At 54.5% G+C, this 25638-nt stretch carries 26 protein-coding genes; 12 read left to right on the forward strand and 14 right to left on the reverse strand.

What is annotated here, in order from left to right; translation table 11 throughout:
- Window positions 1–2: 2 nt before the first annotated feature.
- On the forward strand, window positions 3–188 hold the full coding sequence (locus tag KGP21_RS20650) for a YpfN family protein (protein ID WP_021178743.1): 186 nt from the start codon (window positions 3–5) through the stop codon (window positions 186–188).
- Between the two features lie 28 nt (window positions 189–216).
- On the opposite strand, the gene ypfH is transcribed toward KGP21_RS20650, so the two are convergent.
- The 6 genes from ypfH to dapA form a co-directional block, all read right to left on the reverse strand.
- Entirely contained in the window at window positions 217–906 is a 690-nt protein-coding gene (ypfH, locus tag KGP21_RS20655) for an esterase (RefSeq protein WP_094982742.1), read from the reverse strand.
- A gap of 107 nt (window positions 907–1013) precedes the next feature.
- Complete coding sequence (locus tag KGP21_RS20660) at window positions 1014–3023, reverse strand: tRNA(Met) cytidine acetyltransferase TmcA (protein ID WP_223536157.1); 2010 nt, start codon at window positions 3021–3023, stop codon at window positions 1014–1016.
- A 56-nt stretch (window positions 3024–3079) separates the two neighbouring features.
- Window positions 3080–3949 (reverse strand): neutral zinc metallopeptidase, encoded by an 870-nt coding sequence (locus KGP21_RS20665; RefSeq protein WP_021807109.1) that lies wholly within the window; start codon window positions 3947–3949, stop codon window positions 3080–3082.
- Between the two features lie 199 nt (window positions 3950–4148).
- Entirely contained in the window at window positions 4149–4862 is a 714-nt protein-coding gene (purC, locus tag KGP21_RS20670; RefSeq protein WP_021178747.1) for a phosphoribosylaminoimidazolesuccinocarboxamide synthase, read from the reverse strand.
- 166 nt (window positions 4863–5028) lie between these two features.
- On the reverse strand, window positions 5029–6081 hold the full coding sequence (bamC, locus tag KGP21_RS20675; protein ID WP_021178748.1) for an outer membrane protein assembly factor BamC: 1053 nt from the start codon (window positions 6079–6081) through the stop codon (window positions 5029–5031).
- Between the two features lie 16 nt (window positions 6082–6097).
- Window positions 6098–6979, reverse strand: coding sequence for a 4-hydroxy-tetrahydrodipicolinate synthase (gene dapA, locus KGP21_RS20680; RefSeq protein ID WP_021807111.1), 882 nt, complete (start codon window positions 6977–6979; stop codon window positions 6098–6100).
- 99 nt (window positions 6980–7078) lie between these two features.
- On the opposite strand from dapA, the gene KGP21_RS20685 reads away from it, so the two are divergent.
- Both KGP21_RS20685 and bcp read left to right on the forward strand, forming a co-directional pair.
- Window positions 7079–7693 (forward strand): glycine cleavage system transcriptional repressor, encoded by a 615-nt coding sequence (locus KGP21_RS20685; protein WP_021807112.1) that lies wholly within the window; start codon window positions 7079–7081, stop codon window positions 7691–7693.
- A gap of 2 nt (window positions 7694–7695) precedes the next feature.
- Entirely contained in the window at window positions 7696–8160 is a 465-nt protein-coding gene (bcp, locus tag KGP21_RS20690) for a thioredoxin-dependent thiol peroxidase (RefSeq protein WP_021178751.1), read from the forward strand.
- A 42-nt stretch (window positions 8161–8202) separates the two neighbouring features.
- On the opposite strand, the gene KGP21_RS20695 is transcribed toward bcp, so the two are convergent.
- On the reverse strand, window positions 8203–9279 hold the full coding sequence (locus KGP21_RS20695) for an AI-2E family transporter (protein ID WP_021807113.1): 1077 nt from the start codon (window positions 9277–9279) through the stop codon (window positions 8203–8205).
- A 303-nt stretch (window positions 9280–9582) separates the two neighbouring features.
- On the opposite strand from KGP21_RS20695, the gene KGP21_RS20700 reads away from it, so the two are divergent.
- Complete coding sequence (locus KGP21_RS20700; protein ID WP_021807115.1) at window positions 9583–11052, forward strand: M48 family metallopeptidase; 1470 nt, start codon at window positions 9583–9585, stop codon at window positions 11050–11052.
- Window positions 11053–11074: 22 nt separating this feature from the next.
- Window positions 11075–11428 carry an arsenate reductase (glutaredoxin) gene (gene arsC / locus KGP21_RS20705; protein ID WP_021807116.1) on the forward strand — a complete coding sequence of 118 codons (354 nt, stop codon included), beginning with the start codon at window positions 11075–11077 and terminating at the stop codon, window positions 11426–11428.
- A 150-nt stretch (window positions 11429–11578) separates the two neighbouring features.
- Here the strand turns inward: arsC and hda are convergent, their stop codons facing one another.
- On the reverse strand, window positions 11579–12280 hold the full coding sequence (hda, locus tag KGP21_RS20715) for a DnaA inactivator Hda (RefSeq protein WP_024484905.1): 702 nt from the start codon (window positions 12278–12280) through the stop codon (window positions 11579–11581).
- Between the two features lie 172 nt (window positions 12281–12452).
- Between hda and KGP21_RS20720 the strand changes: the two genes are divergently transcribed.
- The 3 genes from KGP21_RS20720 to KGP21_RS20730 all read left to right on the forward strand — a co-directional run bounded on the left by KGP21_RS20720 (window position 12453) and on the right by KGP21_RS20730 (window position 14552).
- Window positions 12453–12950, forward strand: a complete 498-nt coding sequence (locus KGP21_RS20720) for a hypothetical protein (RefSeq protein WP_021807118.1) — start codon at window positions 12453–12455, stop codon at window positions 12948–12950.
- Window positions 12951–13267: 317 nt separating this feature from the next.
- Complete coding sequence (locus KGP21_RS20725; protein ID WP_223536159.1) at window positions 13268–14062, forward strand: winged helix-turn-helix domain-containing protein; 795 nt, start codon at window positions 13268–13270, stop codon at window positions 14060–14062.
- Window positions 14052–14552: a hypothetical protein gene (locus KGP21_RS20730; protein WP_223536161.1), complete on the forward strand. Its 501-nt coding sequence runs from the start codon at window positions 14052–14054 to the stop codon at window positions 14550–14552. Before KGP21_RS20725 ends, KGP21_RS20730 begins: the two co-directional genes overlap by 11 nt.
- Before the next feature lie 122 nt (window positions 14553–14674).
- Here KGP21_RS20730 and uraA read toward each other — a convergent pair whose 3' ends face one another.
- Both uraA and upp read right to left on the reverse strand, forming a co-directional pair.
- Window positions 14675–15964 (reverse strand): uracil permease, encoded by a 1290-nt coding sequence (uraA, locus tag KGP21_RS20735; RefSeq protein ID WP_021178765.1) that lies wholly within the window; start codon window positions 15962–15964, stop codon window positions 14675–14677.
- A gap of 120 nt (window positions 15965–16084) precedes the next feature.
- The gene (gene upp, locus KGP21_RS20740; RefSeq protein WP_024484908.1) at window positions 16085–16711 is read right to left on the reverse strand and encodes a uracil phosphoribosyltransferase; all 627 of its coding nucleotides are present in this window, start codon (window positions 16709–16711) and stop codon (window positions 16085–16087) included.
- Between the two features lie 255 nt (window positions 16712–16966).
- Between upp and purM the strand changes: the two genes are divergently transcribed.
- From purM to speG, 3 genes are all read left to right on the forward strand, one after another.
- Window positions 16967–18004 carry a phosphoribosylformylglycinamidine cyclo-ligase gene (purM, locus tag KGP21_RS20745; RefSeq protein WP_021807122.1) on the forward strand — a complete coding sequence of 346 codons (1038 nt, stop codon included), beginning with the start codon at window positions 16967–16969 and terminating at the stop codon, window positions 18002–18004.
- The gene (purN, locus tag KGP21_RS20750) at window positions 18004–18642 is read left to right on the forward strand and encodes a phosphoribosylglycinamide formyltransferase (protein ID WP_223536163.1); all 639 of its coding nucleotides are present in this window, start codon (window positions 18004–18006) and stop codon (window positions 18640–18642) included. The genes purM and purN overlap by 1 nt, the downstream gene beginning before the upstream one ends.
- Before the next feature lie 112 nt (window positions 18643–18754).
- A complete protein-coding gene (gene speG, locus KGP21_RS20755; RefSeq protein ID WP_037376386.1) occupies window positions 18755–19312 on the forward strand; it encodes a spermidine N1-acetyltransferase in 558 nt (185 codons plus the stop codon).
- A 42-nt stretch (window positions 19313–19354) separates the two neighbouring features.
- On the opposite strand, the gene KGP21_RS20760 is transcribed toward speG, so the two are convergent.
- Window positions 19355–19861: a DUF1993 family protein gene (locus tag KGP21_RS20760; RefSeq protein ID WP_209554887.1), complete on the reverse strand. Its 507-nt coding sequence runs from the start codon at window positions 19859–19861 to the stop codon at window positions 19355–19357.
- Between the two features lie 310 nt (window positions 19862–20171).
- Here KGP21_RS20760 and KGP21_RS20765 point away from each other — a divergent pair, with 310 nt between their 5' ends.
- Window positions 20172–20912 (forward strand): polymer-forming cytoskeletal protein, encoded by a 741-nt coding sequence (locus tag KGP21_RS20765; protein ID WP_223536165.1) that lies wholly within the window; start codon window positions 20172–20174, stop codon window positions 20910–20912.
- Between the two features lie 12 nt (window positions 20913–20924).
- Here KGP21_RS20765 and pstB read toward each other — a convergent pair whose 3' ends face one another.
- Genes pstB through KGP21_RS20780 form a run of 3 tightly spaced genes read right to left on the reverse strand, consistent with a single transcriptional unit; the run spans window position 20925 to window position 25574 of the window.
- Entirely contained in the window at window positions 20925–21737 is an 813-nt protein-coding gene (pstB, locus tag KGP21_RS20770) for a phosphate ABC transporter ATP-binding protein PstB (protein WP_021178772.1), read from the reverse strand.
- Between the two features lie 28 nt (window positions 21738–21765).
- The gene (gene pstA, locus KGP21_RS20775) at window positions 21766–23418 is read right to left on the reverse strand and encodes a phosphate ABC transporter permease PstA (protein ID WP_021807127.1); all 1653 of its coding nucleotides are present in this window, start codon (window positions 23416–23418) and stop codon (window positions 21766–21768) included.
- Window positions 23415–25574, reverse strand: a complete 2160-nt coding sequence (locus KGP21_RS20780) for an ABC transporter permease subunit (protein ID WP_223536168.1) — start codon at window positions 25572–25574, stop codon at window positions 23415–23417. The genes pstA and KGP21_RS20780 overlap by 4 nt, the downstream gene beginning before the upstream one ends.
- Window positions 25575–25638: the final 64 nt, after the last annotated feature.

Below are 25638 nucleotides of genomic sequence, written 5' to 3' on the forward strand. Positions count from 1 at the left end.
ACATGCATTGGTTAGCTGACTACTGGTGGATAATCCTGGTGATATTGGCAGGTATTATCATTAGCGGGATCAAGGAATTACGCCGCCTGGATCATCGAAAATTCCTGGCCAACAAGCCTGAATTGCCGCCCCACCGCGATAACAACGCCAAGTGGGACGACGAAGACGACTGGCCGAAAAAGCCATAACCTCAGGGCGCACATAGCGCCCTGCTGTTTATTTAAAGGCGATCAGATCGCCCCGTTTACCAAACATCGCCTCTTCCCAATAGCGCTGCGGCACGTAGTAATGCAAACGCTCCAGAGCAGCATTCATCATGCCCGAACTGATTGCATGCCCGACGCCTGGTTCAATATCCAACGTCACATCTGCGCCAACGGCCTGCAACTGAGCCTCAGCCGCTTGCGCATGTTCCGCAGCAATAACGCCGTCCGTCTCACCATGGATCAGGTGTACCACGCTGTCACCAAAATCGGCTTGCGGTAACTGGGCAAAACGGCCGCTGAAGGCCACTACCCGCCCGGCCAGTTTGGCTTCGGCTTTTAGCCCTTCCAGCGCCATGATCGAACCCTGCGAAAAACCAACCAGCGCGGTGCCCGCGTAGCCCACACCGCTGTGCTGCTGCCAGTAGCGCACGGTTTCAACAAAGGTTGGCATCACTTCGGCAATGCGTTGCGTGCGGTTGTGTTCGGTGATCCCCTGAACCGAGAACCATTGGCGACCCTCACCGTTGCCAAAAGCGAATGGGCCACCAATACTCACCACCAAGGCCTGTGGGAAATCTTTGGCGAAGTAACTGCCGATCTCCCCCATCGCCACCGGATTATCCCCCACGCCATGAAACAACAGTATCAGTTGCTCTGCCGGTGTTGCGGGGCTTTGGACAACGAAATGCGAGTGTTTCATAGGGGACTCCTCAGGTTAGAGACATCCGGGACAGACCCGGCAACTGCCCTTACTATACGCCGCGGAGAAATCAGGAAAATCGGGTTTTATTGAACAACTCTTTCCATTTATTGCAACGACTGCGCCCACTCCTGCCAGTAGCGGCAATGTTGCGCATTAAGCTGTTGCAACGCCTGCCCTGCCTCTTGCCGCCAAAGCCGCAGCAAGGCTTTTTGGCCACTCAGGCCATATTGGGCAGCGCACTGGGCCACGGTTTGTTGTTGCTGCAAATGCGCACGTAATGCCGCACAGGGCAATGAGCTGTTCAACAACAGACGTTGTAGTGCCCCCAGGCTAGCCTCCAAGGGGCGATGGGCAAAGGCAAAACCGGCCAGCTCGCGCCAGTCTTCTTCATTTAATAGCGGATCGGTATCATCGTCGAGCTCCAGCAACAGGTCGCTATGTTGCCGCAACCAGCGCCAATCCCGAGCCAAGTGCTTATGCGCCGCATGGCACAGCTCCTCCCCTTGCTCGCTAATGGCCAGCACCGCCATGGCGGTGTAACAGCCACTGCTGGCCTCCCGTTTGTTGCCAATCCGCACCAGAGTGAAGCCACAAGATTGCCAAAACCGCCACAGCGGCTCGGTATAGCCGAAGCTAACGGAAAGAAAATCCACCCCCTGAGAGTCACGTTTTTGCTGTTTCACCAACCGGCTGGCGATCCCTTGCTGGCGTAACTCCGGCAACACGGCGATACGGGTAATGCGACGGGAACGCAACGTAGGTGCCCACCATTGGCCGCTATGTGCCGCCAAAGATTGAACGACCAGATTGCCACGCGGCCTTCTGCGGCCCGCCCACACCTCGTGGGCCAGTTCAACCGATAAGCCGCCCTCATCTACCAACCATAGCGCCCCGACCACCTCATCCCCCAACAACGCCGCACTGAAGTGCATCCCGGGCGCATCCATCAGACGGCGTAAATCCAGCGGTGAGGTTCTATAGTGTGCGCTACAGAGCAACGCATAGAAACGCCGTAACCGTTGCGGATCGGCGCACAGTTCAGCCTGTTCAATAGCACTAAAAGTGGGTGACTGCCCTGCCACTGCCCATGCCGGTTCCTCGTTGAACAGCAAGGCGTGATCGATAATCCGCTCCAGGGCATCACCCGCAGCCCAACGCATCGGTTGCTGCAAGCTTACCGGCTGCCACTGCGGCAAAGTAGCGCAGAACTTCAGTAAAAATCCGCGCCCCGTTCCTTCATATCCCTGCACCGTAGTTGTCAGCAATACGCGCGGGAAATAGTCCATTAACTGTTGCAGTAAAGGTCCAGGGATCGCTGCAGCCTCATCCACCAGCAGCCAGCCAACACCCTCTGCACCCTGTTCAGAACAATGCTGTAGCAAAGCATCCGGTGCCCAAAACTTGGCCCGTCCTGCGGCCCACTCGCTGGCAACGTCGGTAGCGGCGCGGCTCGGGCCGGTGATCCAACAGGTTAACGGGCTGCTGGCCATCAACATCCCCGCCACCGTTGATTTCCCCCGGCCACGCGCAGCAGTTAATACCCAGATCCCAGACTCGGCAGCCAACAAGCGGGCCAAAATGGCCTGCTGTTCCTCACTCGGATTACCTTGGGGAGCCTGCCAAGCTGGCCGTAATGGTAAGGGAGCCAGGCACAACGGTTCACCTTGCCGCCAGATAGACACTTCGCTATCGGCCAGCAACCGTTGTTGCAGATGGTGGATAAAATGGGGCGTGGCGATCGGCTGTGGGCAATCGCTCCAGCGCAGGCTGTCGCTATCTGGCTGCTGCGGCCAACTTTGCCAAGGTGGAACCAGCAACAGTAACCAGCTACCGGCTTGTAATGTCCCGCAGAGCTGGGCCAGCGCTTCAACGTCCAGCCCCGCTAACGCATCAAATACCGCATGCAACCGCTCTTGCCCCAACAAGGTTTTGACCGCGTGACTCGCCAACGCATCGATTCCTGCGGGCACGTCATTACCGACCCAAGGCCAGTCCCCCGGCAGCCGTGCCGCCAGTTGCTGCGCCTGATCTCGGCACCATTGCGATTCTCCGCTGATCACCAACAGCCGCCGAATACCCTGCTGCTGCATGCGTTGTTGCATTTTTTGTAACATGAATATTGAGGCCTGAAAGCAGAGTGCCGGGCTCTAGGCACCGGCACTGAGTAATATCAACGGGAGGCGAAGGTATTGCAGGTATTAGGGTCGCCGCTATCGAACCCTTGCTTGAACCAGGTATAACGCTGCTGCGAAGTGCCATGCGTAAAGCTGTCTGGCACCACTCTCCCTTGGCTTTGCTGCTGCAAACGGTCGTCACCAATCGCCTGCGCGGCATTCAATGCGGATTGCAGATCGCCTGCTTCCAGCATCTGCTGTTTCTCGGCGTAATGGCCCCAAACGCCAGCAAAGCAGTCGGCCTGAAGCTCCATTTTCACCGACAGGCGGTTAACCTCTGCCTGGCTAGCCCCTTGCTGCATCTGGCGAACCTTGCGCTCAATCCCCAAGAGATTCTGCACGTGGTGGCCCACTTCATGCGCAACCACATAGGCCTGGGCAAAATCACCGCCAGCGCCCAGCTTGGTTTTCATATCCTGGTAGAACGAGAGATCGATATAGACCGTATCGTCCGCAGGGCAGTAAAACGGCCCCATCACCGATTGACCGGTGCCGCAGCCGGTACGCGTCGCGCCCCGGTACATCACCAGTTTCGGATCCTGATAGTTTTTCCCCATCTGCTTGAAGATGCCCTGCCAGTTATCTTCGGTAGACGCCAGCACCACCGAGGTAAACTTGGCCAGTTGATCGTCTTGCGGGCTGATGCTGGCGCTTTGCTGCTGAGACTGTGGGGAGACATCTCCGCCATTCAGCAGAGGAGTCAGGTCTACCCCGTAGTAACCGGCAACCAGCACCACGACCAGAATGATCAGGCCACCTTTGCCGCCGATAGGTATCCGGGGGCCGCCACCGCCGCCGCCCAGACCTGAAGACTGCCCACGGCGATCCTCGACATTGTCACTTTCTCGACGCCCTTGCCAACGCATAAATAAACTCCAGAGATGATTTTTAATAATCGTAGGAAACTAGCCCTGGTTACTATTATAAGGCGTTCGTGACGCAGCGAATGCAGTAATTTTCTGGAAAGTGGTGAATGAGGGGTGGGAGGCTCAGTTCGATGCTTTGCCCCTCACTCTAGCCCTTCCCCTGTAAGAGAGTGCTAAAGTGAGGGGCATGATTTAACGATTAGTCCAACTTCACGCCGATACGGCGAGCGACTTCTTCGTAGGCTTCAATCAGGCCACCCAGGCTCTGGCGGAAGCGATCCTTGTCCATCTTGGCCAGGGTATTCTTGTCCCACAGGCGGCTACCGTCCGGGGAGAACTCATCGCCCAGCACCACTTCACCGTTGAACAGGCCGAACTCCAGTTTGAAATCGACCAGGATCAGGCCCGCATCGTCAAACAGCTTGCTTAGCACGTCGTTAGCCATATAGCTAAGCTCGCGCATGCGCGCCAGATGCTCTTTGCTCACCCAGCCGAAGGTTTCGCAATAGGATTCGTTCACCATTGGGTCGTGCATCGCGTCGTTCTTCAGGAACAGATCAAACAGCGGCGGGTTCAGCGGCAAACCTTCTTCGATCCCCAAGCGCTTGACCAAAGAGCCTGCGGCACGGTTACGGATCACGCACTCAACCGGTACCATCTCCAGCTTTTTCACCAGCACTTCGTTGTCTGACAGCAGGCGTTCCATCTGCGTTGGGATACCGGCCTCTTCCAGCTTGCTCATAATGAAATGGTTGAACTTGTTGTTCACCATCCCTTTACGATCGAACTGCTCAATGCGCTGACCATCCAGTGCTGACGTATCGTTACGGAATTCCAACACCAGCAGATCCGGGTTTTCGGTGGTGTAGACGGTTTTTGCCTTGCCGCGATACAGTTCAGCTAGCTTTTGCATCTTAACTTACTCCAATGAGATGGTACCTTCCGGCTGCCTGGCAGCCTACTGGGCACAAAATTGACCTGATAAGTTCTTTGGTTTGCTGATAACTATTGTGCCAAATCTGCGACGCAAACGATACCGTATCAGCAAAACAAAAAGGGGCCGCAGCCCCTAGATGTAGTTATTTCACGCTGGTTTTACTGAAAGCCGTCTGGAGCACCGCTACCAGCGCATCGTTCTGCGACTGGGTCAACGGCTTACCTTTGGAATCGATAAATTGCAAACTGGTACGGTTATTCAAATCACCGACCTGCAGTTTGTAATCACCTTCTTTCAGTTCAGGATCTTTGGCGCCCAACGCATCCCAATCACTGCTGCTCAGGGATTTGTAGGTTACGGCGACGCTACCCTGCGGACGGCTGCGGTCACCCACTTTCATCCCCAGTTTTTCCAGTGCCGGTGGCAAACGATCCCACACTACCGTGTACGGCGCACGCACGATCAGCGTTGGCAGGCCGGTGTCATCCGCACCGCTCTGCACGTCCAACACACCAACACGGTTGGCAGACTGGCTGCTCGACAGGTTGTCCTGCTTGTCCAGGCCCTCAACGATGGTGTTCATCATCATACCGTTGTAGCGCTGAACTTCAGAAGGGTCGGTAACCTTGTCGGTTTGCCCCTGCTGACGCAGTTCGAGGGTTTTCACCACCAACGCTTGTTGGTAGCCCTGTTTCTGTACCGTGATCTGGTAGCGGCCTTCGTACTGGTTGTCTTCATCCAGACGGTTCCACTTCACCCAGTCGGTAGTCAGCGTTTGGCTGGCATCCGTACGTGAGGCGATCGGAATGTTTTTGCTCTGCAACAGGCTGGCTACGCGGGACCACAGGTTATCGTTCTGCGGGCTGCTTTCCAGCAGCAGCGTGCCGCTGTCACCGGCATATTGACCTCGGGAACCGCTCAGCAGTGCCAGCGGCTGTACCGGTGGCCGGATATCCAGTTGCTTGCCAACAGCGCCTTTCTGCGCGTTTGCCGGAACTTCATAATTACCAGTTTGTACCGGCAGGATCAGGCCGGACGGCGCGCTCAGCGGTTTGAGCGGTGCGGCGTCAAGATAGGCCTCATCGCCGCTAACCTGGCGTTTGTAGCGCTGATCGGTAGAACAAGCCGCCAGCGTCATCACCAGCGCTAATCCCACGACCGTTGCTAGCGTCGACTTTTGCAATGAATAAGCCATCAAATCTCCCTAAGAGTTACAGCAAACCGGCGCTTTTCAACGCACGCTCCACGACAGGACGGGCAGCGTCGGTCAACGGCGTCATAGGCAGACGCATCGTATCGGTTGCCATCAATCCCAATGCCTTACAGGCCCATTTCACCGGAATTGGGTTTGCTTCTACGAACAAATCCTGATGCAAAGGCATCAAGCGCTGATTCAAACGGCGGGCTTCGGCAAAATTGCCTTGCGCCGCCAGGCGGCAAAGTTCGACCATTTCACGCGCAGCCACGTTGGCCGTCACGGAAATCACCCCTTTGCCACCCAGTTGCATGAAGTCCAGACCGCTGGCGTCGTCGCCGCTCAGCAAAATGAAGTCTTCATCATCAACCAGCACTTGGATCTGACTAACACGACTTAAGTTCCCTGTTGCCTCTTTAACGGCAACAATATTCTTAATTTTGGCCAAACGAGCGATGGTTGGCGGCAGCATGTCACAACCGGTACGTGAAGGCACGTTATAGAGGATCTGCGGCAGATCGGTGCTTTCGGCAATGGCTTTGAAATGCTGGTACAGGCCTTCCTGGGTCGGTCTGTTGTAGTAAGGCGTGACCGACAGGCAGCCCACGACACCGGTATTGCTGAAACGCTGCGTCAGTGAGATAGCCTCGCTGGTGGCGTTGGCACCGGTACCGGCGATCACCGGAATACGGCCTGCGGCCAGTTCCAGCGTCTGCAAGACCACGTCCACATGTTCGTCATGGGGCAGCGTGGCGGACTCGCCGGTAGTTCCTACGGAAACGATCGCCGCAGTCCCACTGGCTACATGATAATCAATCAGTTTTTTTAGGCTCGCACGATCGACAGCACCTTTGGTGTCCATCGGCGTAACCAGTGCAACAATACTTCCCGTAAACATTGGCCGTCCCCTTCACAAACAAGTCACCCATGGTACTTTTGTCACCTATCCAAAAGCAAGCAAACAACGTGTCTAAGCGCTTGGCAGGCGGTTTTTTTTATGTTTACCTTGGTAACCCCATTCAGCACGACAGGAAGCTGCATTTTGCCTAAGCCTGATGAACACTATCTGGTGATCACCGCACTGGGCGCCGATCGCCCCGGTATCGTCAACGCCATCACCCGCCACGTCAGTAGCTGCGGGTGCAATATCGAAGATAGCCGTCTGGCCATGCTGGGTGAAGAGTTCACCTTCATCATGCTGCTTTCAGGTAGCTGGAACGCGATTACCCTGATCGAATCCACTTTGCCGCAAAAAGGCGCCGAGCTGGATTTACTGATCGTGATGAAACGCACAAACTCGCAAGAAAGACCGCCAATGCCAGCTACAGTGTGGGTACAGGTTGAGGTAAAAGACTCCCCGCATATCATCGAGCGGTTTACCGGCCTGTTTGATTCGAGCCAGATGAACATTGCCGAGCTGGTGTCACGGACTCAGCCAGCACAGGGGGATCAGCCCTCCCAGCTCTATATCCAGATCACCGCCCACAGTTCCGGTGGCCAGGATGCAACAAATATTGAACAAGCCTTTTATCGCCTATGTACAGAATTGAATGCACAAGGCAGTATTAGCGTGGTGAACTATCCACAGCATGATGAGAGAGATGGAGAGTAGTTATGAGCCCATTGAAAGCCGGTGATACAGCGCCGAAATTTAGTTTACTCGACCAGGATGGCGAGGAAATTAATTTGGCCGACTTCCAGGGACAACGAGTACTGGTTTACTTTTATCCCAAAGCCATGACGCCAGGTTGCACCGTGCAAGCCTGCGGGCTACGGGATAACATGGATGAATTGAAAAAGGCGGGCGTCGAAGTGCTGGGTATCAGCACCGATAAACCCGAAAAGCTCTCGCGTTTTGTTGAGAAAGAACTGCTCAATTTCACGCTGCTATCCGACGAAGATCATCAGGTAGCTCAGCAGTTTGGCGTTTGGGGCGAGAAAACCTTCATGGGCAAAACCTATGACGGTATTCACCGTATCAGTTTCCTGATCGGCACCGACGGCAAGGTTGAGAAAGTGTTCGATGATTTCAAGACCACCAATCATCACGAAATCGTTCTGAACTACCTGCAGCAGTAAAGGGTAAAGCGCAGCAACATGAGTTGCTGCGCTTTATTTTTCTCACTTCACTTCATCCCCCACATCCACCAGCATGTCATCCGGCCAGGCGTGGATCACGGCTTTCACCAGCGTCGCCAACGGAATGGCGAAGAATACGCCCCAGAACCCCCACAGGCCGCCGAAGATAATCACCGAGAGTATGATCACCAGCGGATGCAGGTTGACCGCCTCGGAGAACAAGATCGGCACCAGCAGGTTGCCATCCAACCCTTGCACCACCAGATAAGCGATAATCAGCGTCCAGAAGTCGGCACCAATGCCCCACTGGAACATCGCCACCACCACCACCGGGATCGTCACCAGCACCGCGCCGATGTAAGGGATCAGCACCGAAAGGCCGACCAACACCGCCAATAACAGGGAATAGCGCATATCCAGGATGAAGAACACCAGATAGGTCGCCACCCCGACGATCACCATCTCCAGCACCTTGCCGCGAATATAGTTGGTGATCTGTTGGTTCATCTCGACCCATACCTGCCCTGCCAACCCACGGTTGCGCGGCAGCACGCGGCGCACCGCATTGATCATCTGCTCTTTGTCCTTCAGCAGGAAGAACGCCATCAACGGGACCAGGATCAGATAGATGGCCAGCGTCAGCAGCCCAACCAGTGAGGCCAGCGAGAATTTCACCACCGACTCACCCATGCCCGACAGACGCTCACGCAGGTTCTGCGCCATCATATCAATGATGCCTGCATCCACCAGCGCCGGATAGCGTGTCGGCAAGGTCGCCGCATAGTTGTAGAACTGATTGAGCATGCCCGGTAAATCGGTCATCAGGTTGATGCCCTGCTGCCAGGCGGTTGGCGCGACCACGAAGACCAACAGCATGGCAATACCGCCAAACACGATCAGCATGATACTTGCCGCCCAGGTGCGCGAACATCCCAGACGCTGAAGGCGAGCGGTAGGCCACTCCAGCAGGTAAGCAAGCACTAGCGCCACCAGCAAGGGGGTCAAGATACCGTGAAAAAAATAAAGGATGCAGAACCCGGCAACCAGGATCACCAGCAACGCAATAGCTTGTGGATCGGTGAAACGACGTCGGTACCACTGTAATAACAACTCCAACATCAGAGATTGCTCCTTATTCCATCAATGGGGGTGAGGCTCGCCAGTCCCTATGCGGCCGAGCAGATATGACATGATTTTTAGATAATTTTAGCCCGGTTATCACCGTGCAGACGTTTCAATGTGGGTAGTGGCTGGCTATGATGTGATAACGTTTGCCGCTCAGGCGCACGATCCCCTGAAAATGCATTTTTGTGAGCCAACGCACTTTCGCGCTGATTGTACTGGAGAGTCTGGCACGGAAGAAGAACTCTTATCTGATACTGACGTCTTACTTGATGACTTTATTGAGGGAATGACCTGACTATGACCATCCGGTTGACTAAAACAGCGTTAACAGTCCTGCTGCTCGGCTCACTTTGCACCTCTGCGTTGGCGCCGGTTAACGCCCAAACGCAAGACCAACTGCCGGATATGGGGACTTCCGCGGGGGGGACGTTGAGCATCGGCCAGGAACTGACCATGGGCGATTTTTACGTGCGGCAGCTACGCGCAAGCGCCCCGTTGATCAACGATCCGCTATTGACCCAATATATCAACCAGTTGGGTAACCGGCTGGTCGCCAGCGCCTATTCGGTGCGCACCCCGTTCCACTTCTTTCTAGTCCGTAACGACGAGATCAACGCCTTTGCCTTCTTCGGCGGCAACGTGGTGCTGCACTCGGCCTTGTTCCGTGAAACCGACAACGAGAGCCAACTGGCCTCGGTCCTGGCGCACGAAATCTCACACGTGACCCAGCGCCATCTGGCCCGCGCAATGGAAGACCAGCAACGCAACGCACCACTGACCTGGGTGGGCGCACTGGGCTCTATCCTGCTGGCGATGGCCAACCCAACCATGGGCATGGCGGCGCTGAGCGGTACGCTGGCGGGAACGCAGCAGGGGATGATCAGCTTCACCCAGGCAAATGAACAAGAGGCCGACCGTATCGGTATTCAGGTATTGCAGCGCGCCGGGTTCGATCCCGAAGCGATGCCAGACTTCTTGCAAAGGCTGGCCGATCAGTCCCGCTATGCCTCAAAACCACCGGAAATGCTGCTGACGCACCCATTGCCAGACAGCCGGCTTTCGGACGCCCGCAACCGCGCCAACCAAATGCCGCGCCATCTGGTGCAATCCAGCCAAGACTATCTGCTAGCAAGGGTACGTACGCTGGGCATGTACAGCTCGGAAGGCTATGGTCTGAGCGAAGACCTGCTGAACACTTACAGCAAAGGCAACATTCGCGAGCAAATAGCCGCCAAATATGGCCGGGCGATCCTGTTCTATGAAGCCAAGAAATACGACGAAGCGCGCAATCTTATTCAGCCCCTACTGGCAAAAGATCCGAAAAACGTCTGGCTGCTGGATCTGCTGACCGACATCGATCTGGGTCAGAATAAGGCGGCTCAGGCTATTGCTCGCCTTGAGGCGGTCAATGCGGCGCAAAGCAATAACCCGGTGTTGCTGCTCAATCTGGCAAACGCCTACGTTGAGGGTAATCAACCCGCTCAAGCGTCAAAAATCCTCAACCGATATACCTTTGCCCATCCGGACGATCCGAACGGCTGGGATCTGTTGGCTCAGGCCAGTGCCGCCCAAGGTCTACGCGATGAAGAACTTTCCGCCCGGGCAGAAAGCCTGGCGCTGGCAGGCCGTCTGGATCAGGCGATCGGTTTACTCAGCAACGCCAGCTCATTACAAAAACTGGGCAGCCTGAAACAGGCTCGTTATGACGCGCGGATTGACCAACTGCGTCAGTTGCAAAGAACCTTCAGCAAGTTCCAACGCACTTGATTTGAACAAGGAAAGAGAAAAAATGAAAAACGTCACTATTTATCACAACCCACGCTGCTCGAAGAGCCGTGAGACGCTGGCACTGCTGGAACAGCATGGCGTTGAACCGCAGGTGGTGCTGTATCTGGATACGCCGCCTTCCGTCGCCGAGCTGAAAAAGCTGTTGCAAGAACTCGGTTTCACTTCGGCCCGCGAATTGATGCGCAAGAAAGAAGATCTCTACAAGGAACTGAAACTGGCGGATGACACCCTGAGCGAAGAGCAACTGCTGCAAGCGATGGTGAGCAATCCGAAACTGATCGAACGCCCAATAGTGGTCAAAGGCAGCAAAGCCCGCATCGGCAGACCACCGGAGCAGGTGCTGGAGATCCTGTGACAGCAAGCCGGGCGATTATCAGCGCGTTGGCCGCACAGGACAGCGACGCCGCAGCTAGTGCTGCACAGGCGCATGTTCTGTCATTCCGCAGTGCGCTGTTACACGAAGGGTGAATAACCTAAAAATGGGTAATGGGGGAGTAGTGACCCACTACAGCCCCAGAATTTCCTTCACAAACGGAATGGTCAGCTTGCGTTGTGCCGTGATCGACGCGCGATCCAGCTGATCGAGCGTCATAAACAGCGTGCGCATTTCACGATCCAGGCGCTTGAGCAGGAAACGGCCCACGTCTTCCGGCAGTTCGAAACCACGCAGTTTGGCGCGCAACTGCAACGCCTGTAGTTTCTCTTCGTCCGACAGTGGCTGTAGCTTGTAGATCTGCCCCCAATCCAGGCGCGAGGCCAGATCCGGCAAATGCAGATTTAGCTGGCGCGGCGGACGATCGCCAGTGATAAACAGGCGGGTGCGGCCAGTTTCCAGAATGCGGTTATAGAGATTGAAAATCGCCATTTCCCATTCTTCATCACCGGCAATACACTCGATGTTATCAATGCAGACCAACGCCAGCTGTTCCATGCCGTCCAGCACTTCGGGCACAAAATAGGCCCGCTTATCCAGGGGCACATAGCCTACTGCTTCGCCACGCTGCGAGAGTTCGGCACAGGCCGCATGCAGCAAATGGCTGCGTCCCCCGCCTTCGCGTGACCAGAAATAGATGTAGCTACCATGCTCCTGACGGACTGCGGATTGGATCGCGGCTAATAAGGATGGGTTCTCACCCGGATAAAAACTGGCAAAAGTTTCATCATCGGGTAGATAAAGTGGCAATGAAAGCTGTGCCGGCGTATTCAGAAAAGCACCTCAACCAAAACTGGCAGGAAAACGCAATGAGTCTACCACAGAAAGCAACCGCTGTTGAACCCGCCATGAGAACAACGCGATTTAGTTGCCAAATTTGTCTTATACGGCAAAGCTGTTCTAAGATAAGTCGTACAAATTGACGATCACCGAAAGGAGTTAGACCGTGAAAGCGTGGAATAAAGTGCTATTGGCCTCAATGGTAGGTTTACTGCTGGTGGGCTGCGATGATGCCAAGGTCGATTCCCACCTGGATAAGGCCAAAGACAGTGCCGAACAAATGAAAGATGCGGCGGAAAAGAAAGCGGATCAACTGACCGACGATGCCAAGGCCAAAGCGGAAGAAATCAAGCAGGCTGCAGCGGCCCAGACGGAACAGCTGAAGGATCAGGCTTCCGCCATTAAAGATGACGCTGCCAAGCAGGCAGATGCCCTCACTGATGAGGCCAAGGCCAAAGCTGCAGCGATCAAACAGGATGCAGACAAACAAAGCCAGCAGCTGATCGATCAGGCCAAAAACATCAAGGCCGATGCGATTAACGGAGCTAACGATCTGGCACAACAGGCCAAGGCAAAAACCGAACAGCTCAAGAACAGCATGGACAATAAGGCTCAACAAGCCGACGGTAAAACCGAACAACCGGCCCAGCCTGCCAATCAATAAACAGAGTTGCTCTGTATGGGCGCAGCATGCTGCGCCCGCTTGGCTACCCGCCCAAGTTGTCTATCAGCGTGATGATGGATAATTTAAAGTTTTTTGGGACATACCGATGTAGCGCAGGTGAGGACGCTCAGAACGTACGTAGCCAGTCAGAATACTTCGGAGTAACCTCCCCTAAAACCCTCGGGCTTTTCATCTTATATCCCCACCTGCATTGAGCAATGAGTTTACGGCGGATTATATTAAATCCGGATAAGACTTTACATGCACTGGGAATAATCCTATCCTTATGGGTGGCATTCATTACTCAGAGGATTGAGATGGTTGGTTACTATTTGATAGATAAAAAGATAGTTTACAATAATGATCACGGGGAAATTCTCAACCTTAATGAGCCAGAAGTAAAAGTAAAGCTTTCTAACCCTGCGGCTAAATGTTTACAGAAACTCATTGATGCAGATCATCAAATTGTCTCTCCAGATGAGCTTATCGATGATATTTGGGGACAGAAAGGTGTCATTGTAGGCACTAATACCCTATATCAGCATATCTATATCCTGAGAAAACACCTTTGCTCACTGGGATTAGATAAAAACATTATTAAAACAACTCCGCGCTCCGGGTTCAATATCCCGCAAGAATTTACTATTGAGCCATTTCAGGATGAAGTCGAGTACGTAAAACAAGAAGATCATCAAAAACAACAGCAACAGGTAGAAGAACAACCGGCATTAGCAATCAATGCGTTCCCCCCCCAAAAAAACAGCTTATTAAAAAGAAGTAGCACCTATTATTTAGTGATAGCCTCCACCCTCGTTATTGTTTCATTACTTTATGTTTACAACACTAAAAACCCGCCAATAATAAATTACTCATTAATGGGGAAATATCAACACTGTAATATCTATCAGAAAGATGGAAAATTCACCTTATTATATATCAAATCAAAAATTGATAAGCACAAGATACAGTGCGATAAAGTAGGGAACCAGTCTTTGTATTATTTTGGAAATCCCGAGATTAAAAGGGAATCTATTTTCATATGTGATAATCGCATTGATGGTGATGCTAGAAGTAATTGTAAATCATATCATTGGTCTGGCTATGAAAACTAAATCCATCATTTCATTAGTAATGCTAACATGTGCCATCCTGGCCATAGCGTATTATTTTCTTTACTCAGAAAACAAAACAGAAAGTATCTCTTGCGAATCTAAGCTTTATTTGAAATTTGACGTCCCAAAACCTGGATTAGTCGCCAATTATAATATTTCAATAGACTTAAAAGGCGATAGCAGTAAAGATGATGGAAGAGGTAAATTTTCAGTAACTGCAAACTATTATGATGGGGAGAAAACGTACTATATCAGGCGTGATATCATTGTCAGCTACCAAGTTGACGATAATGGGTTGTATTTTTTTAAAACCCTTTATATCAACAAATATGCCCGAGACACCATTCCTGAAAATATTGAAAAACGCCTTGTGCCAGATGTTTATTCGAAAGTAAACAGTTTGTCAAGCTACGCCATACGCCCGGCAGGTAAGCAAGGGTATTTTATCTATGATCCCGATATTCCGATCTTGTACTGTAATCGGTTATAACCGGACAACCTTTTGCAGATGCACTCGAGATACATCGCCTGTCCATGAAGCCAATATTCTCACCGTTAAGGTGAGTAATATTGGCATAATCAATGGCCAGCAGGCTAATAGGCCTTTATGGGTTATTTTTGATCCAGTCGCTCTTCTGGCACATCGATCACTTCTTCTTCCTTGCGGTACAGGCTGATCAGTTTGAACAGCAGGCTCAGGCCGACGCCAACGATGGTCGCCAATGCCATACCTTTCAGCTCCGCCGCACCGATATGCACTTTCGCGCCGCTAACGCCAATAATCAAGATCACCGAAGTCAGGATCAGGTTCTGCGCCTTGTTGTAATCCACCTTGGATTCGATCAATACGCGGATACCCGAAGCGCCAATTACACCATACAGCAACAGGGAAACACCACCCATTACCGGCACCGGTACCACCTGGATCGCCGCCGCCAGCTTGCCTACGCAGGAAAGCAGAATGGCCAGAATAGCCGCGCCGCCGATCACCCAGGTGCTATAAACCTTGGTGATGGCCATGACACCGATGTTCTCACCATAGGTGGTGTTAGGCGTAGAGCCGAAGAAGCCGGAGATCACGGTAGAAATCCCGTTAGCAAACATGGAACGGTGCAGGCCCGGATCGCGCAGCAGGTCTTTTTTAACGATGTTCGCCGTGACTACCAGGTGACCAACGTGCTCGGCAATCACCACCAATGCCGCTGGCAGAATGGTAAAGATGGCAAACCACTCAAAGCGTGGCGTGTAGAAGGTCGGCAAGGCAAACCAGTGCGCGTCACGGATTGGCGTCAGATCCACCACGCCCATAAAGAACGACAGCGCATAGCCTACCAACACCCCGATCAGGATCGGGATAATCGCCAGGAAGCCGCGGAACAGCACCGAGCCCAATACGGTAACACCCAGCGTCACCAGTGAAATAGTGATGGTCGTGCTGTCTGCAGAGGTACCTTCCGCCGGTAACAGCCCGGCCATGTTGGCCGCCACGCCCGCCAGCTCCAAACCGATGACGGCAACGATTGCGCCCATCGCCGCAGGCGGGAACATCACGTCCAGCCAGCCGGTTCCGGCCTTCTTGACGATCAGCGCCACCAGGCAGAACAGCACGCCACACATGATAAAACCGCCCAGTGCAACCTCATACCCCAGCGGCAACAGCAGCAACACCGGTGAAATAAACGCAAAGCTGGAACCCAGATAGGCAGGTATCTTGCCTTTACAGATAAACAGATACAGCAATGTCCCCACGCCGTTGAACAACAGCACCGTCGCCGGGTTGATCTTGAACAGGATCGGCACCAGCACGGTGGCCCCGAACATGGCAAACAGATGCTGGAAGCTGAGTGGGATGGTCTGGAACAGCGGCGGGCGTTCACTAACGCCGATGGCGCGACGGGTCATGGGGTGTTTTTCCTCTGAGTTAGTATCAGTTGTGTTAGCTTGGTGATTAATACCCAATGGATTGCCAGTGTTAGCAATCCAAAGGGCATTAAAAAGCCGACTCTCAGGTCGGCTTATTTATTATTTGGTACCAAATATCTTGTCGCCTGCATCACCCAGGCCAGGCACGATGTACCCTTTGTCATTCAGACATTGATCGATCGACGCGGTATACAGCTCAACATCTGGATGCGCTTTCTCCAGCGCGGCGATCCCTTCAGGAGCGGCGACCAGCACCAGCACCTTGATGCTGCTGCAACCGGCTTTCTTCAGCAGGTCGATAGTGGCGATCATCGAACCACCGGTAGCCAGCATTGGGTCAACCACCAGCGCCATGCGCTCGTCAATGTTGGAAACCAGTTTCTGGAAATAAGGGACCGGCTCCAGGGTTTCTTCATCACGATAAACCCCAACCACGCTGATACGAGCACTCGGTACGTGCTCCAGCACCCCTTCCATCATGCCCAGACCGGCACGCAGGATAGGCACTACGGTAATTTTTTTCCCTTTAATCTGCTCAACTTCAACCGGCCCACACCAGCCTTCGATGGTAACTTTCTCTGTCACCAGATCGGCGGTCGCTTCATAGGTCAGCAAACTACCCACTTCAGAAGCCAGCTCACGAAAGCGTTTGGTGCTGATATCGTGTTCGCGCATCAGACCAAGCTTGTGCTTAACCAGCGGGTGTTTCACCTCAACGATCTTCATCATTTTTCTCCTATTAAGGTGGTTGACGGCCAAAAAAATCGCCGGATTATACCGCCTTTTGCTCCCGACGCCACTATCAATAGCCGGATCGAGATCAACAAAAGAGTGATCAACAGTATAGAAGACGAAAAGTTCGAGCGGGCTCACATGGTTCTCGCAAACGTTTGCTTGCGCTGTTAGAATTGCCGCGCCTGGTTCCGGCATCACCGCCGGAAGCACCGTTCTCAAACCGCAAACCGTCGTGGGGATCGCGCAGTGACCGACAAAACCTCTCTCAGCTATAAAGACGCAGGTGTCGATATCGATGCTGGCAACGCATTGGTAGACCGCATCAAAGGTGTAGTGAAACAGACCCGCCGCCCGGAAGTAATGGGTGGGCTGGGCGGTTTTGGCGCCCTGTGCGCGTTGCCGCAGAAATACCGCGAGCCGATACTGGTTTCCGGCACCGACGGCGTGGGCACCAAGCTGCGTCTGGCAATGGATTTAAAACGCCACGACACCATCGGTATCGATCTGGTGGCGATGTGCGTTAACGATCTGGTGGTTCAGGGCGCTGAGCCGCTGTTCTTCCTCGATTACTTCGCCACCGGCAAGCTGGATGTGGATACCGCCGCCAGCGTGATCACCGGGATTGCCGAAGGCTGTAAACAATCCGGCTGTGCGTTAGTGGGTGGTGAGACCGCCGAAATGCCCGGCATGTACCACGGTGAAGACTATGACGTCGCCGGTTTCTGCGTGGGCGTGGTTGAAAAATCCGAAATCATCGACGGCAGCAAAGTGCAGTCTGGCGATGCGCTGATCGCACTGGGCGCTTCAGGCCCGCACTCCAACGGTTATTCGCTGGTGCGCAAGATCCTGGAAGTGAGCAAGACCGACCCCACTACCACCGACCTGGCAGGCAAACCGCTGGCAGATCATCTGCTCGAGCCGACCAAGATTTACGTCAAATCGGTACTGGAATTGATCGAGAAAGTGGAAGTACATGCGATTGCTCACCTGACCGGTGGCGGTTTCTGGGAAAACATCCCACGCGTGCTGCCAGAAGGGATGCAGGCGGTGATCGACGAATCGAGCTGGCAGTGGCCTGCCGTGTTTAGTTGGTTGCAGCAGGCGGGCAACGTGAGCCGCCATGAAATGTACCGTACCTTTAACTGCGGTGTCGGTATGGTGATCGCGCTGCCACAGGAGTCGGTAGAAAAAGCCATCGCCATATTGACCGCCGCGGGTGAAAAAGCCTGGCAGATTGGTAAACTGACCGCTTCTTCTGACGAACAACAAGTGGTCATCCAGTGATGAAAAAGATTGTGGTGTTGGTCTCCGGCCAGGGGAGTAATCTCCAGGCACTGATCGACGCCTGCCAACAGGGCCGGATCGCCGCCACTATCGTGGCGGTACTCAGCAACAACGCACAGGCTTATGGCCTGCAGCGTGCCGAAGAAGCTGGCATTGCCGCTCAAGCGCTGGATGCCAAATCCTTTGCCGATCGCGAAGCCTTTGACGCCGCGCTGGCGCAAGCTATCGACCAATACCAACCCGATCTGGTGGTGCTGGCCGGTTATATGCGCATTCTCAGCAACGCGTTTGTGCAGCGCTATGCCGGGCGCATGCTGAATATCCACCCTTCCCTGCTGCCGAAATACCCCGGGTTGCATACCCATCGCCAAGCTATCGACAACGGCGATGCCGAGCATGGCACTTCGGTACATTTCGTCACGGAGCAGCTCGACGGTGGCCCGGTGATCCTGCAAGCCAAGGTGCCGATCTTCCCCGGTGACGAGGAAGATGAGGTCATTGAGCGGGTGCAAACCCAGGAACACACCATATACCCTCTGGTGGTGGGCTGGTTTATCGAAGGGCGGCTGGCAATGCGCGACAACGCTGCCTGGCTGGATGGTGAACGCCTGCCAGCACAAGGCTATGCCGCCGACTGACCCGCAATTTAACCGCAAGCTAAACGGTGCCTTTCACGGTGCCGTTTTTTTTCGCCTTCAATCAGCTCCTGAGGTTATACTTTTGCCAGATTAATAATACCGAGGAGAATGTATGTCGAGTACCACCAACGTCAGGCTACGCCCGCTGGAGCGGGAAGATCTGGCGTTTGTTCACCAGATGGATAACAACGCCAGCGTCATGCGCTACTGGTTCGAAGAACCCTATGAAGCCTTTGTCGAGCTTTCCGATCTGTACGATAAACACATTCACGACCAGAGCGAACGGCGTTTTATCATCGAGCATGAAGGGGCCAAAGTCGGGCTGGTTGAACTGGTAGAGATCGACCATATTCACCGCCGCGCCGAATTCCAGATCATCATCGATCCGGCGCATCAGGGCAAAGGCTACGCCAGCACCGCCGCCAAACTGGCGATGGACTACGGCTTCTCGGTACTTAACCTGTATAAGCTGTATTTGATCGTCGATAAAGAAAACCCGAAGGCGATCCATATTTACAGCAAGCTGGGCTTTGAGGTGGAAGGCGAACTGATTGACGAATTCTTCGTTAGCGGCGCATACCGCACCGTGCTGCGCATGTGCATCTTCCAGCCGCAGTATTTGGCGAAGTTCAAGACTGCCCAGCCTGGCGATAGGCCATTGGTTAAATAGCAGTAAAACGGGGAGATATTCCTCTCCCCGAAAGATCCAGAATTACTTCGCGCCCAGATAATCCCATTTCCCCACTTCCACACCCTGATTACGCAGGATGTTGTAGGCGGTGGTCAGGTGGAAATAAAAGTTGGGGAGGGCGAAAGTCAGCAGGAAATCTTGCGCGGTGAAGTGAAAATCACGCGTTTTGCTTTTTATTTCAATATTGCGGCCATCGGCCTCGGCGAAATCGGCTGCCTGGAAGCCCTGCACATAGGCGATAGTTTTTTCGATACGCTGGTGCAGCTCGGCAAAGCTGGCTTCGTTATCCGGCATGGACGGTACTTCCTGCCCGGCTAATCTGGCCACTGCGCCTTTGGCAGCATCGCTGGCAATCTGTACCTGCCGCAGCAGTGGAAACATATCTGGCGCCAGTCGGGCTTCTAACAGCACGCTTTCAGCCTGCTGCTTCTGCTGCAAGAACTGCTCACCTTTTTTCAGTAACGCCGACAGGATCTGCAAACCACGGACAAACTGCATTGGGGAATGGGCATAAATCGATAAAGACATACAACCTCCAGATGTGAGTGACCAGCCATCTTACGCCGGTTGCCAGAGTATTGTCGTTGAGTTGTTTGACAGGTTGTGTCCGCGCCCAATATTCATGCACAAAATCAATTTAGCCTTAATAATCACACAAATAAACAATTTGCGTGGCCACTTCAGATTATCCTTGGTTGGTCAAGCGAGTGGTGAATTAGGCGACAATATTAGGTATCATCACTCGCTACTACGGATAGCCTAACAGGAACCGTCACGCTGGCTGCCGCCTGGCATCCCGCACTTTCGCGGCGAATGGACTTCAAACGGCCTGAAAAACATGCGTAATTACAACTTATTATGGTGTATATGGGGATTATGGACGCTGTCCATCGTTCTCTGGCTGACAGGGATCAGCTTCACCGGTATCTACATAAAACGCGCGCTGCTGGCCGCCTTGGTCCTGGCACTGTTGGCAACGCTGGCGTTTATCTACAAAATAACAAGGACGAATCAAATGCTGTCATTCAATAAGAAAAATAAAGCCGTTAATGAAGAAAAAGCGCAGGAGCTGATCGATCAGCCCGTGCCTCAGCCGGTTGCTCACTCTGAGCCAAACACCCTGCCTGAAGTTGCCGACGCCATCAAGCCAATCCGTGCCAAGAAAGACACCTTTATCTCCAATGGTGCACTGTTCACCGGCGTGATCGAAGGCGATGGCAATATCATTGTCGAAGGTCGGGTTGAGGGAAACATCATTTGCAGCCACATGGTGCGTATTGAAACCAGCGGCCATGTCAAAGGCGAGATCCGCGCCCAGCAGATCATGATCAATGGCCCGGTTGAAGGCCGTTGCTTCGCCGACTCGCTGTCAATCCAGCCTAAGGGCAGCATGCGCGGGGATATTTTCGCCGACGAAATCTCCATCGAGAAAGGCGGCCTGTTTATTGGCCAGTCGCAGCTGATGCAAAAAACTCCTCCTCAGGCCCAGCCCTCTCAGGCAAAAGTGACCGCGCTGAAAAAGGTTGAACCTGAACAGCAGGAACAACCGACCCCGCAGCCGAGCAAGCATGCCAATTAAGCTCCTCGCCCGTCAACCATAGCGGCCAGTGATGTAATCCTCTGTGCGGCGTTGGCGTGGCGAAGTGAAAATCGCGTCGGTATCGTTATATTCCACCAGCGTCCCCTGGTGGATAAACGCCGTATAGTCGGAAACCCGCGCGGCCTGCTGCATGTTGTGAGTCACCAGCACCACGCTGTAGCGCTGTTTCAGCACCGAAATCAACTCCTCGATGGTTAAGGTGGAAATCGGATCCAGCGCAGAGGTCGGCTCATCAAGCAGCAACACTTCCGGTTCAACCGCGATCGCCCGTGCAATCACCAACCGTTGTTGTTGGCCGCTGGACAGGCGGAACGCATTTTCCCGTAGCCGATCTTTCACCTCGTGCCACAGCGCGGCGGCACGCAAGGATCGCTCTACGGCTTCATCCAGAATACGCCTGTCGCGGACGCCCTGTAAGCGCAGGCCGTAAACCACGTTTTCGTAGATCGATTTCGGGAACGGGTTGGGCCGTTGGAATACCATGCCCACGCGCCGCCGCAATGCGGCAACGTCAATCTGCGGGCCGGAAATGGTTTCGCCATTAAGCTGCAGTTCGCCGTCAATCCGGCAGCGATCCACCAGATCGTTCATCCGGTTAAAGCAGCGCAACAGCGTCGACTTGCCGCAGCCAGAAGGGCCGATCAGCGCCGTCACCCGGTGTTTGGGAATGCGCAGGGAAATATTGTGCAGCACCTGCTTGTCACCATAAAACAGATCCAGACCGTTGACCGCCAGCGCGGTATGCTCATCGGCCAACTGCTGGACATCCAACCGGGGTAGGCTGCCCGGCGTTATCAGACTCATTTGGCGCTCCCCAAAAGATTCAATCTTGTTACTGCGACCATGCTTTATACCGCTCCCTTAGCGAATGCCGGATGCCCATTGCCGTCAGATTCAACCCAACAACAATTAACACCAGCAGGAATGCCGTGGCAAACACCAGTGGCCGCGCCGCTTCTACGCTAGGGCTCTGAAACGCCATATCGTAAATCTGGAAGCTCAGGTGCATGAATTTACGTTCCAGGTGCAAATAGGGGAAAATATCGTCCACCGGCAACACCGGTACCGATTTCACCACGCCAACCAGCATAAGCGGTGCCGTTTCCCCCGCTGCTCGTGCTACGGCCAGGATCAGGCCGGTCATCATCGCCGGTGCCGCCATCGGCAGCACGATCCGCCAGAGCGTTTCCGCCCGGGTGGCTCCCAGGGCCAAAGACCCCTGGCGCAACGAAACGGGAATACGCGACAACCCTTCTTCAGTGGCAACAATCACCACCGGCAAGGTCAGCAATGCCAAGGTCAAGGCGGCCCACAGCACGCCCGGTGTGCCGAACGTCGGGTTCGGCAAGGAATCGGCGTAAAACAGCCGATCGAGCGAGCCCCCCACCATATAGACAAAGAACCCCAGACCAAATACCCCGTAGACGATCGACGGCACCCCCGCCAGATTCACTACCGAGATGCGGATCAGCCGCGTCAGCAGATTATTACCGGCATACTCGTGCAGATAGACGGCGGCAATCACGCCAAACGGCATCACCACGATCGACATCAGGATCACCATCAACACGGTACCAAAGATCGCCGGGAACACGCCCCCTTCGGTATTGGCTTCCCGTGGGCTGTCGGTCAGGAATTTTTGTACTTGCTTGGTCCAATGCGCCAACTTCTGCCCGTTGCTCATGTCATTGGGATACCAGGCATCGCGCACCTGGCTCAGGGCAATGGTGTGAACCTGCCCGTGCATGTCGCGCAGCAGCAAGGCATCACGCTGGCGATCGCGTTCCAACCCTTGCAGTTTGCCTGCAAGCTGGCGGTATTGGCGTTGCAACTCCTGCCGTTCGGCACGGATAGAGGCTTGCCAACGTGCATCCAGCTTATTCTCACGCTGCAGGCTCTTTTCATGCAGGCGCAAATGTTCAAACTGTTCGTTAATCCGCGCCATGTCGCGGAACTGAATATCACGCGCCTGTCGCGTCAGCGCCGAAATCTGCGGCAAGCGCTGTTGCAACGCCTGGCTGAGATCGCTACCGGTCAACGGTTGGCCATCCTCCAGTAAACCGGCTAGGTAGCCGTACGCGGTGCCGTTGCTGTTACGCTCCAACACTAATAAATCGCGTGGGGTGGTCATTCTACCGACGTCACTGGCCAGCAAAGTACGGAAATCCTGCCCTTCGCTTTCCCGGTTTCCCACTTTGATCAGGTAGCGGATAAAGCTTTGCGCTTCCCCTGGTGGCAACGCAACACCGGCGTCTTGCAATTGCTGGCGCGAGATCGTCTGCCGTTGATACAGTTCCCCCACGATCGTTACCGGGCCTGCGGCCGTCTGATTCAGCTCGAACTGATAGACCGGGCTAGGCCAGAAATAACGCGTCCCCTGCCCGGCCAGCAGCAGTAAAATGCCGATCAGCGCCAGCAGGCTGATGGCCACCGATGCCGCCGTCAGCCAAATCCACGGGGAGCCGCTTTTCACCCAGCTTCTCATGGGGTCTCCTGGTTCAGCGTATAGCGCTTACGCAAGCGTAAGCGTACCGCCTCCGCCAGCGTGTTAAACACAAAGGTAAAGATAAACAGCACCAGCGCAGTCAGGAACAGCACCCGATAATGGCTACTGCCCGTGACGGCCTCTGGCATTTCGATCGCGATATTGGCCGCCATCGCCCGTAAGCCCTGGAACAGGCTGCCGTCGATCAGCGGCGTGTTGCCGGTGGCCATCAGCACGATCATGGTTTCCCCCACCGCGCGGCCAAAACCGATCATCAGCGCAGAGAAAATACCGGCGCTGGCGGAAGGCAACACTACGCGCAACACGGTTTGCCACTGGGTAGCCCCCAGGGCCAATGACCCCCGGCTAAGCGAGGCAGGCACGCTGAACAACGCATCCTCTGCCAGCGAAAAGATAATCGGCACCAGTGCGAAGCCCATCGCCACGCCCACCACCAACGTATTGCGCTGGTCGAAGTCCTCGCCCAACCAGAAATGCAGCGGCTCACCAAACAGCTTAAGCTCCAGCCAAGGCCCTACGGCAAGCGCCAGCCAAACCGTTAGCACCACTACAGGTAACAGCAACAGTAAATCCCAACCCGGTGACCAAGGCCGCGTCGTAAATCGGTTAACCAGCCAACTGCATAACAGCACGACCCCGGCCAACAGGAACGGCAAGGCCAACACGGCCAGCAGATAACGCTCAATCATCGGCGCCAGCCAGATACCGGCCACCAGCCCAATCACCACCGTTGGTAACGCGCCCATCACCTCGACCGCCGGTTTGACGACCCGCCTTAACCCTGCCGACATAAAGCAGGCGGTATAGATCGCCCCGGCCAGCGCCAGCGGGATGGCGAATAACATGGAGTACGCTGCCGCCTTGAAGGTGCCAAAGATCACCGGCATCAGGCTGAATTTAGCCTGGTAGCTATCTTCACCCGAAGTGGATTGCCACACATACGCCGGTTCAGGGTAGTTCTCATACCACAGCCGCTGCCACAGGGAACGCCAGGTGACGTCTGGATAGAGATTATCCACGGCGTAATGCTGCCAACCCTGGGCAGTTTCCAGCAACAGACCGTCGCCACGTGGGGCAAACGCCATCTGTTGTACGTTGACGGGGAGCTTGTCCTTCAGCAACGGCTTGGACTGGATACTGGAAAACAAGGCGAACTCGCCCTGCGGCTGCAAAGTTGCGAATACCCGCCGATATGGCTCGGCGACCAACAACTCCTGCGTGGTAGTCTGATGGGCAAATTGCTGTATCGGTGCTAACTGATAGCGCTGGTTTTTCTCCACGTCAAACCATTCACGCAGGCTACCGTCGCCAGCCTGGATCAATAATGCGCTCCCCCCCGGCAACGCCGTCAGACGGTAGGGAGGATGTTCACCCAGGGTTCGCGTCTCTCGCAGCTGCGGCTGTGCCCCTTCAATCTGATAACGGGCCAGTTGGTTGCCGGTTAACAGATAGAGCTGGCGGCCATCCGGCGTTAGCAACAGTTGTTGTGGCACGTCGGTCAAAGGGATTTCCGTGGGTTGGCCCTGAAGCGTCGGGCTGAAACGCCCAAACAGCAGCCGGTTATCGTCCGTTACCGCCGCCAGCAGGAAGTTGCCCCGGCGGACTTGCGCCAGGCTTAGCAATGTCAGTGCTTGCCCATGGGGATCAAACGCCAAAGGCTCCTGCCCCAGCGGAAAACGCCACTGCGGTTCACCACCGCCCGACGGTGCAAAATCGGCCTGGGCAACTATCAATCGGCCATCCGCCCGTGCCAGGGCAAACAGGTCACGCTCTCCAACCGCATGAGCCAATAATGTTGGCTGGCTCAATAGCGTTTGCTGTATAGGAGTATTGTTCGGTGCCTGCAACGGATAAAAATGCCCTTCCCCCTGGCGATCGATGCGATAACCAATACGCTGCTGTACGTCCATCCCGATAGCCAGCGCCGGGGAGCTGTAGCTCATTGGCAATACGCGTGAAGTGCCTAGCGAGGCCGGTTTGAACAGCGGTAAAACCGAAAGCAATAGATAGACAAAGATCAGCATCAGCGTCATCAATACCAGCAGCCCGCTGACGGTCACGGCTCCTTGTACGCCACGATCAACGTGCGCACGCAGGCGATCGCGGGGATGTTGGTTAAGCGTTGTCTGTGCCATTTGCCTGTCGTCGGTTCCGTTGTCGGGCTTGCACCCAAAGATAACCGGGCATCTTATGTCAGTT

The sequence above is a fragment of the Serratia sp. JSRIV004 genome (assembly GCF_019968705.1).
Classification (GTDB): Bacteria; Pseudomonadota; Gammaproteobacteria; order Enterobacterales; family Enterobacteriaceae; genus Chania; species Chania fonticola_B.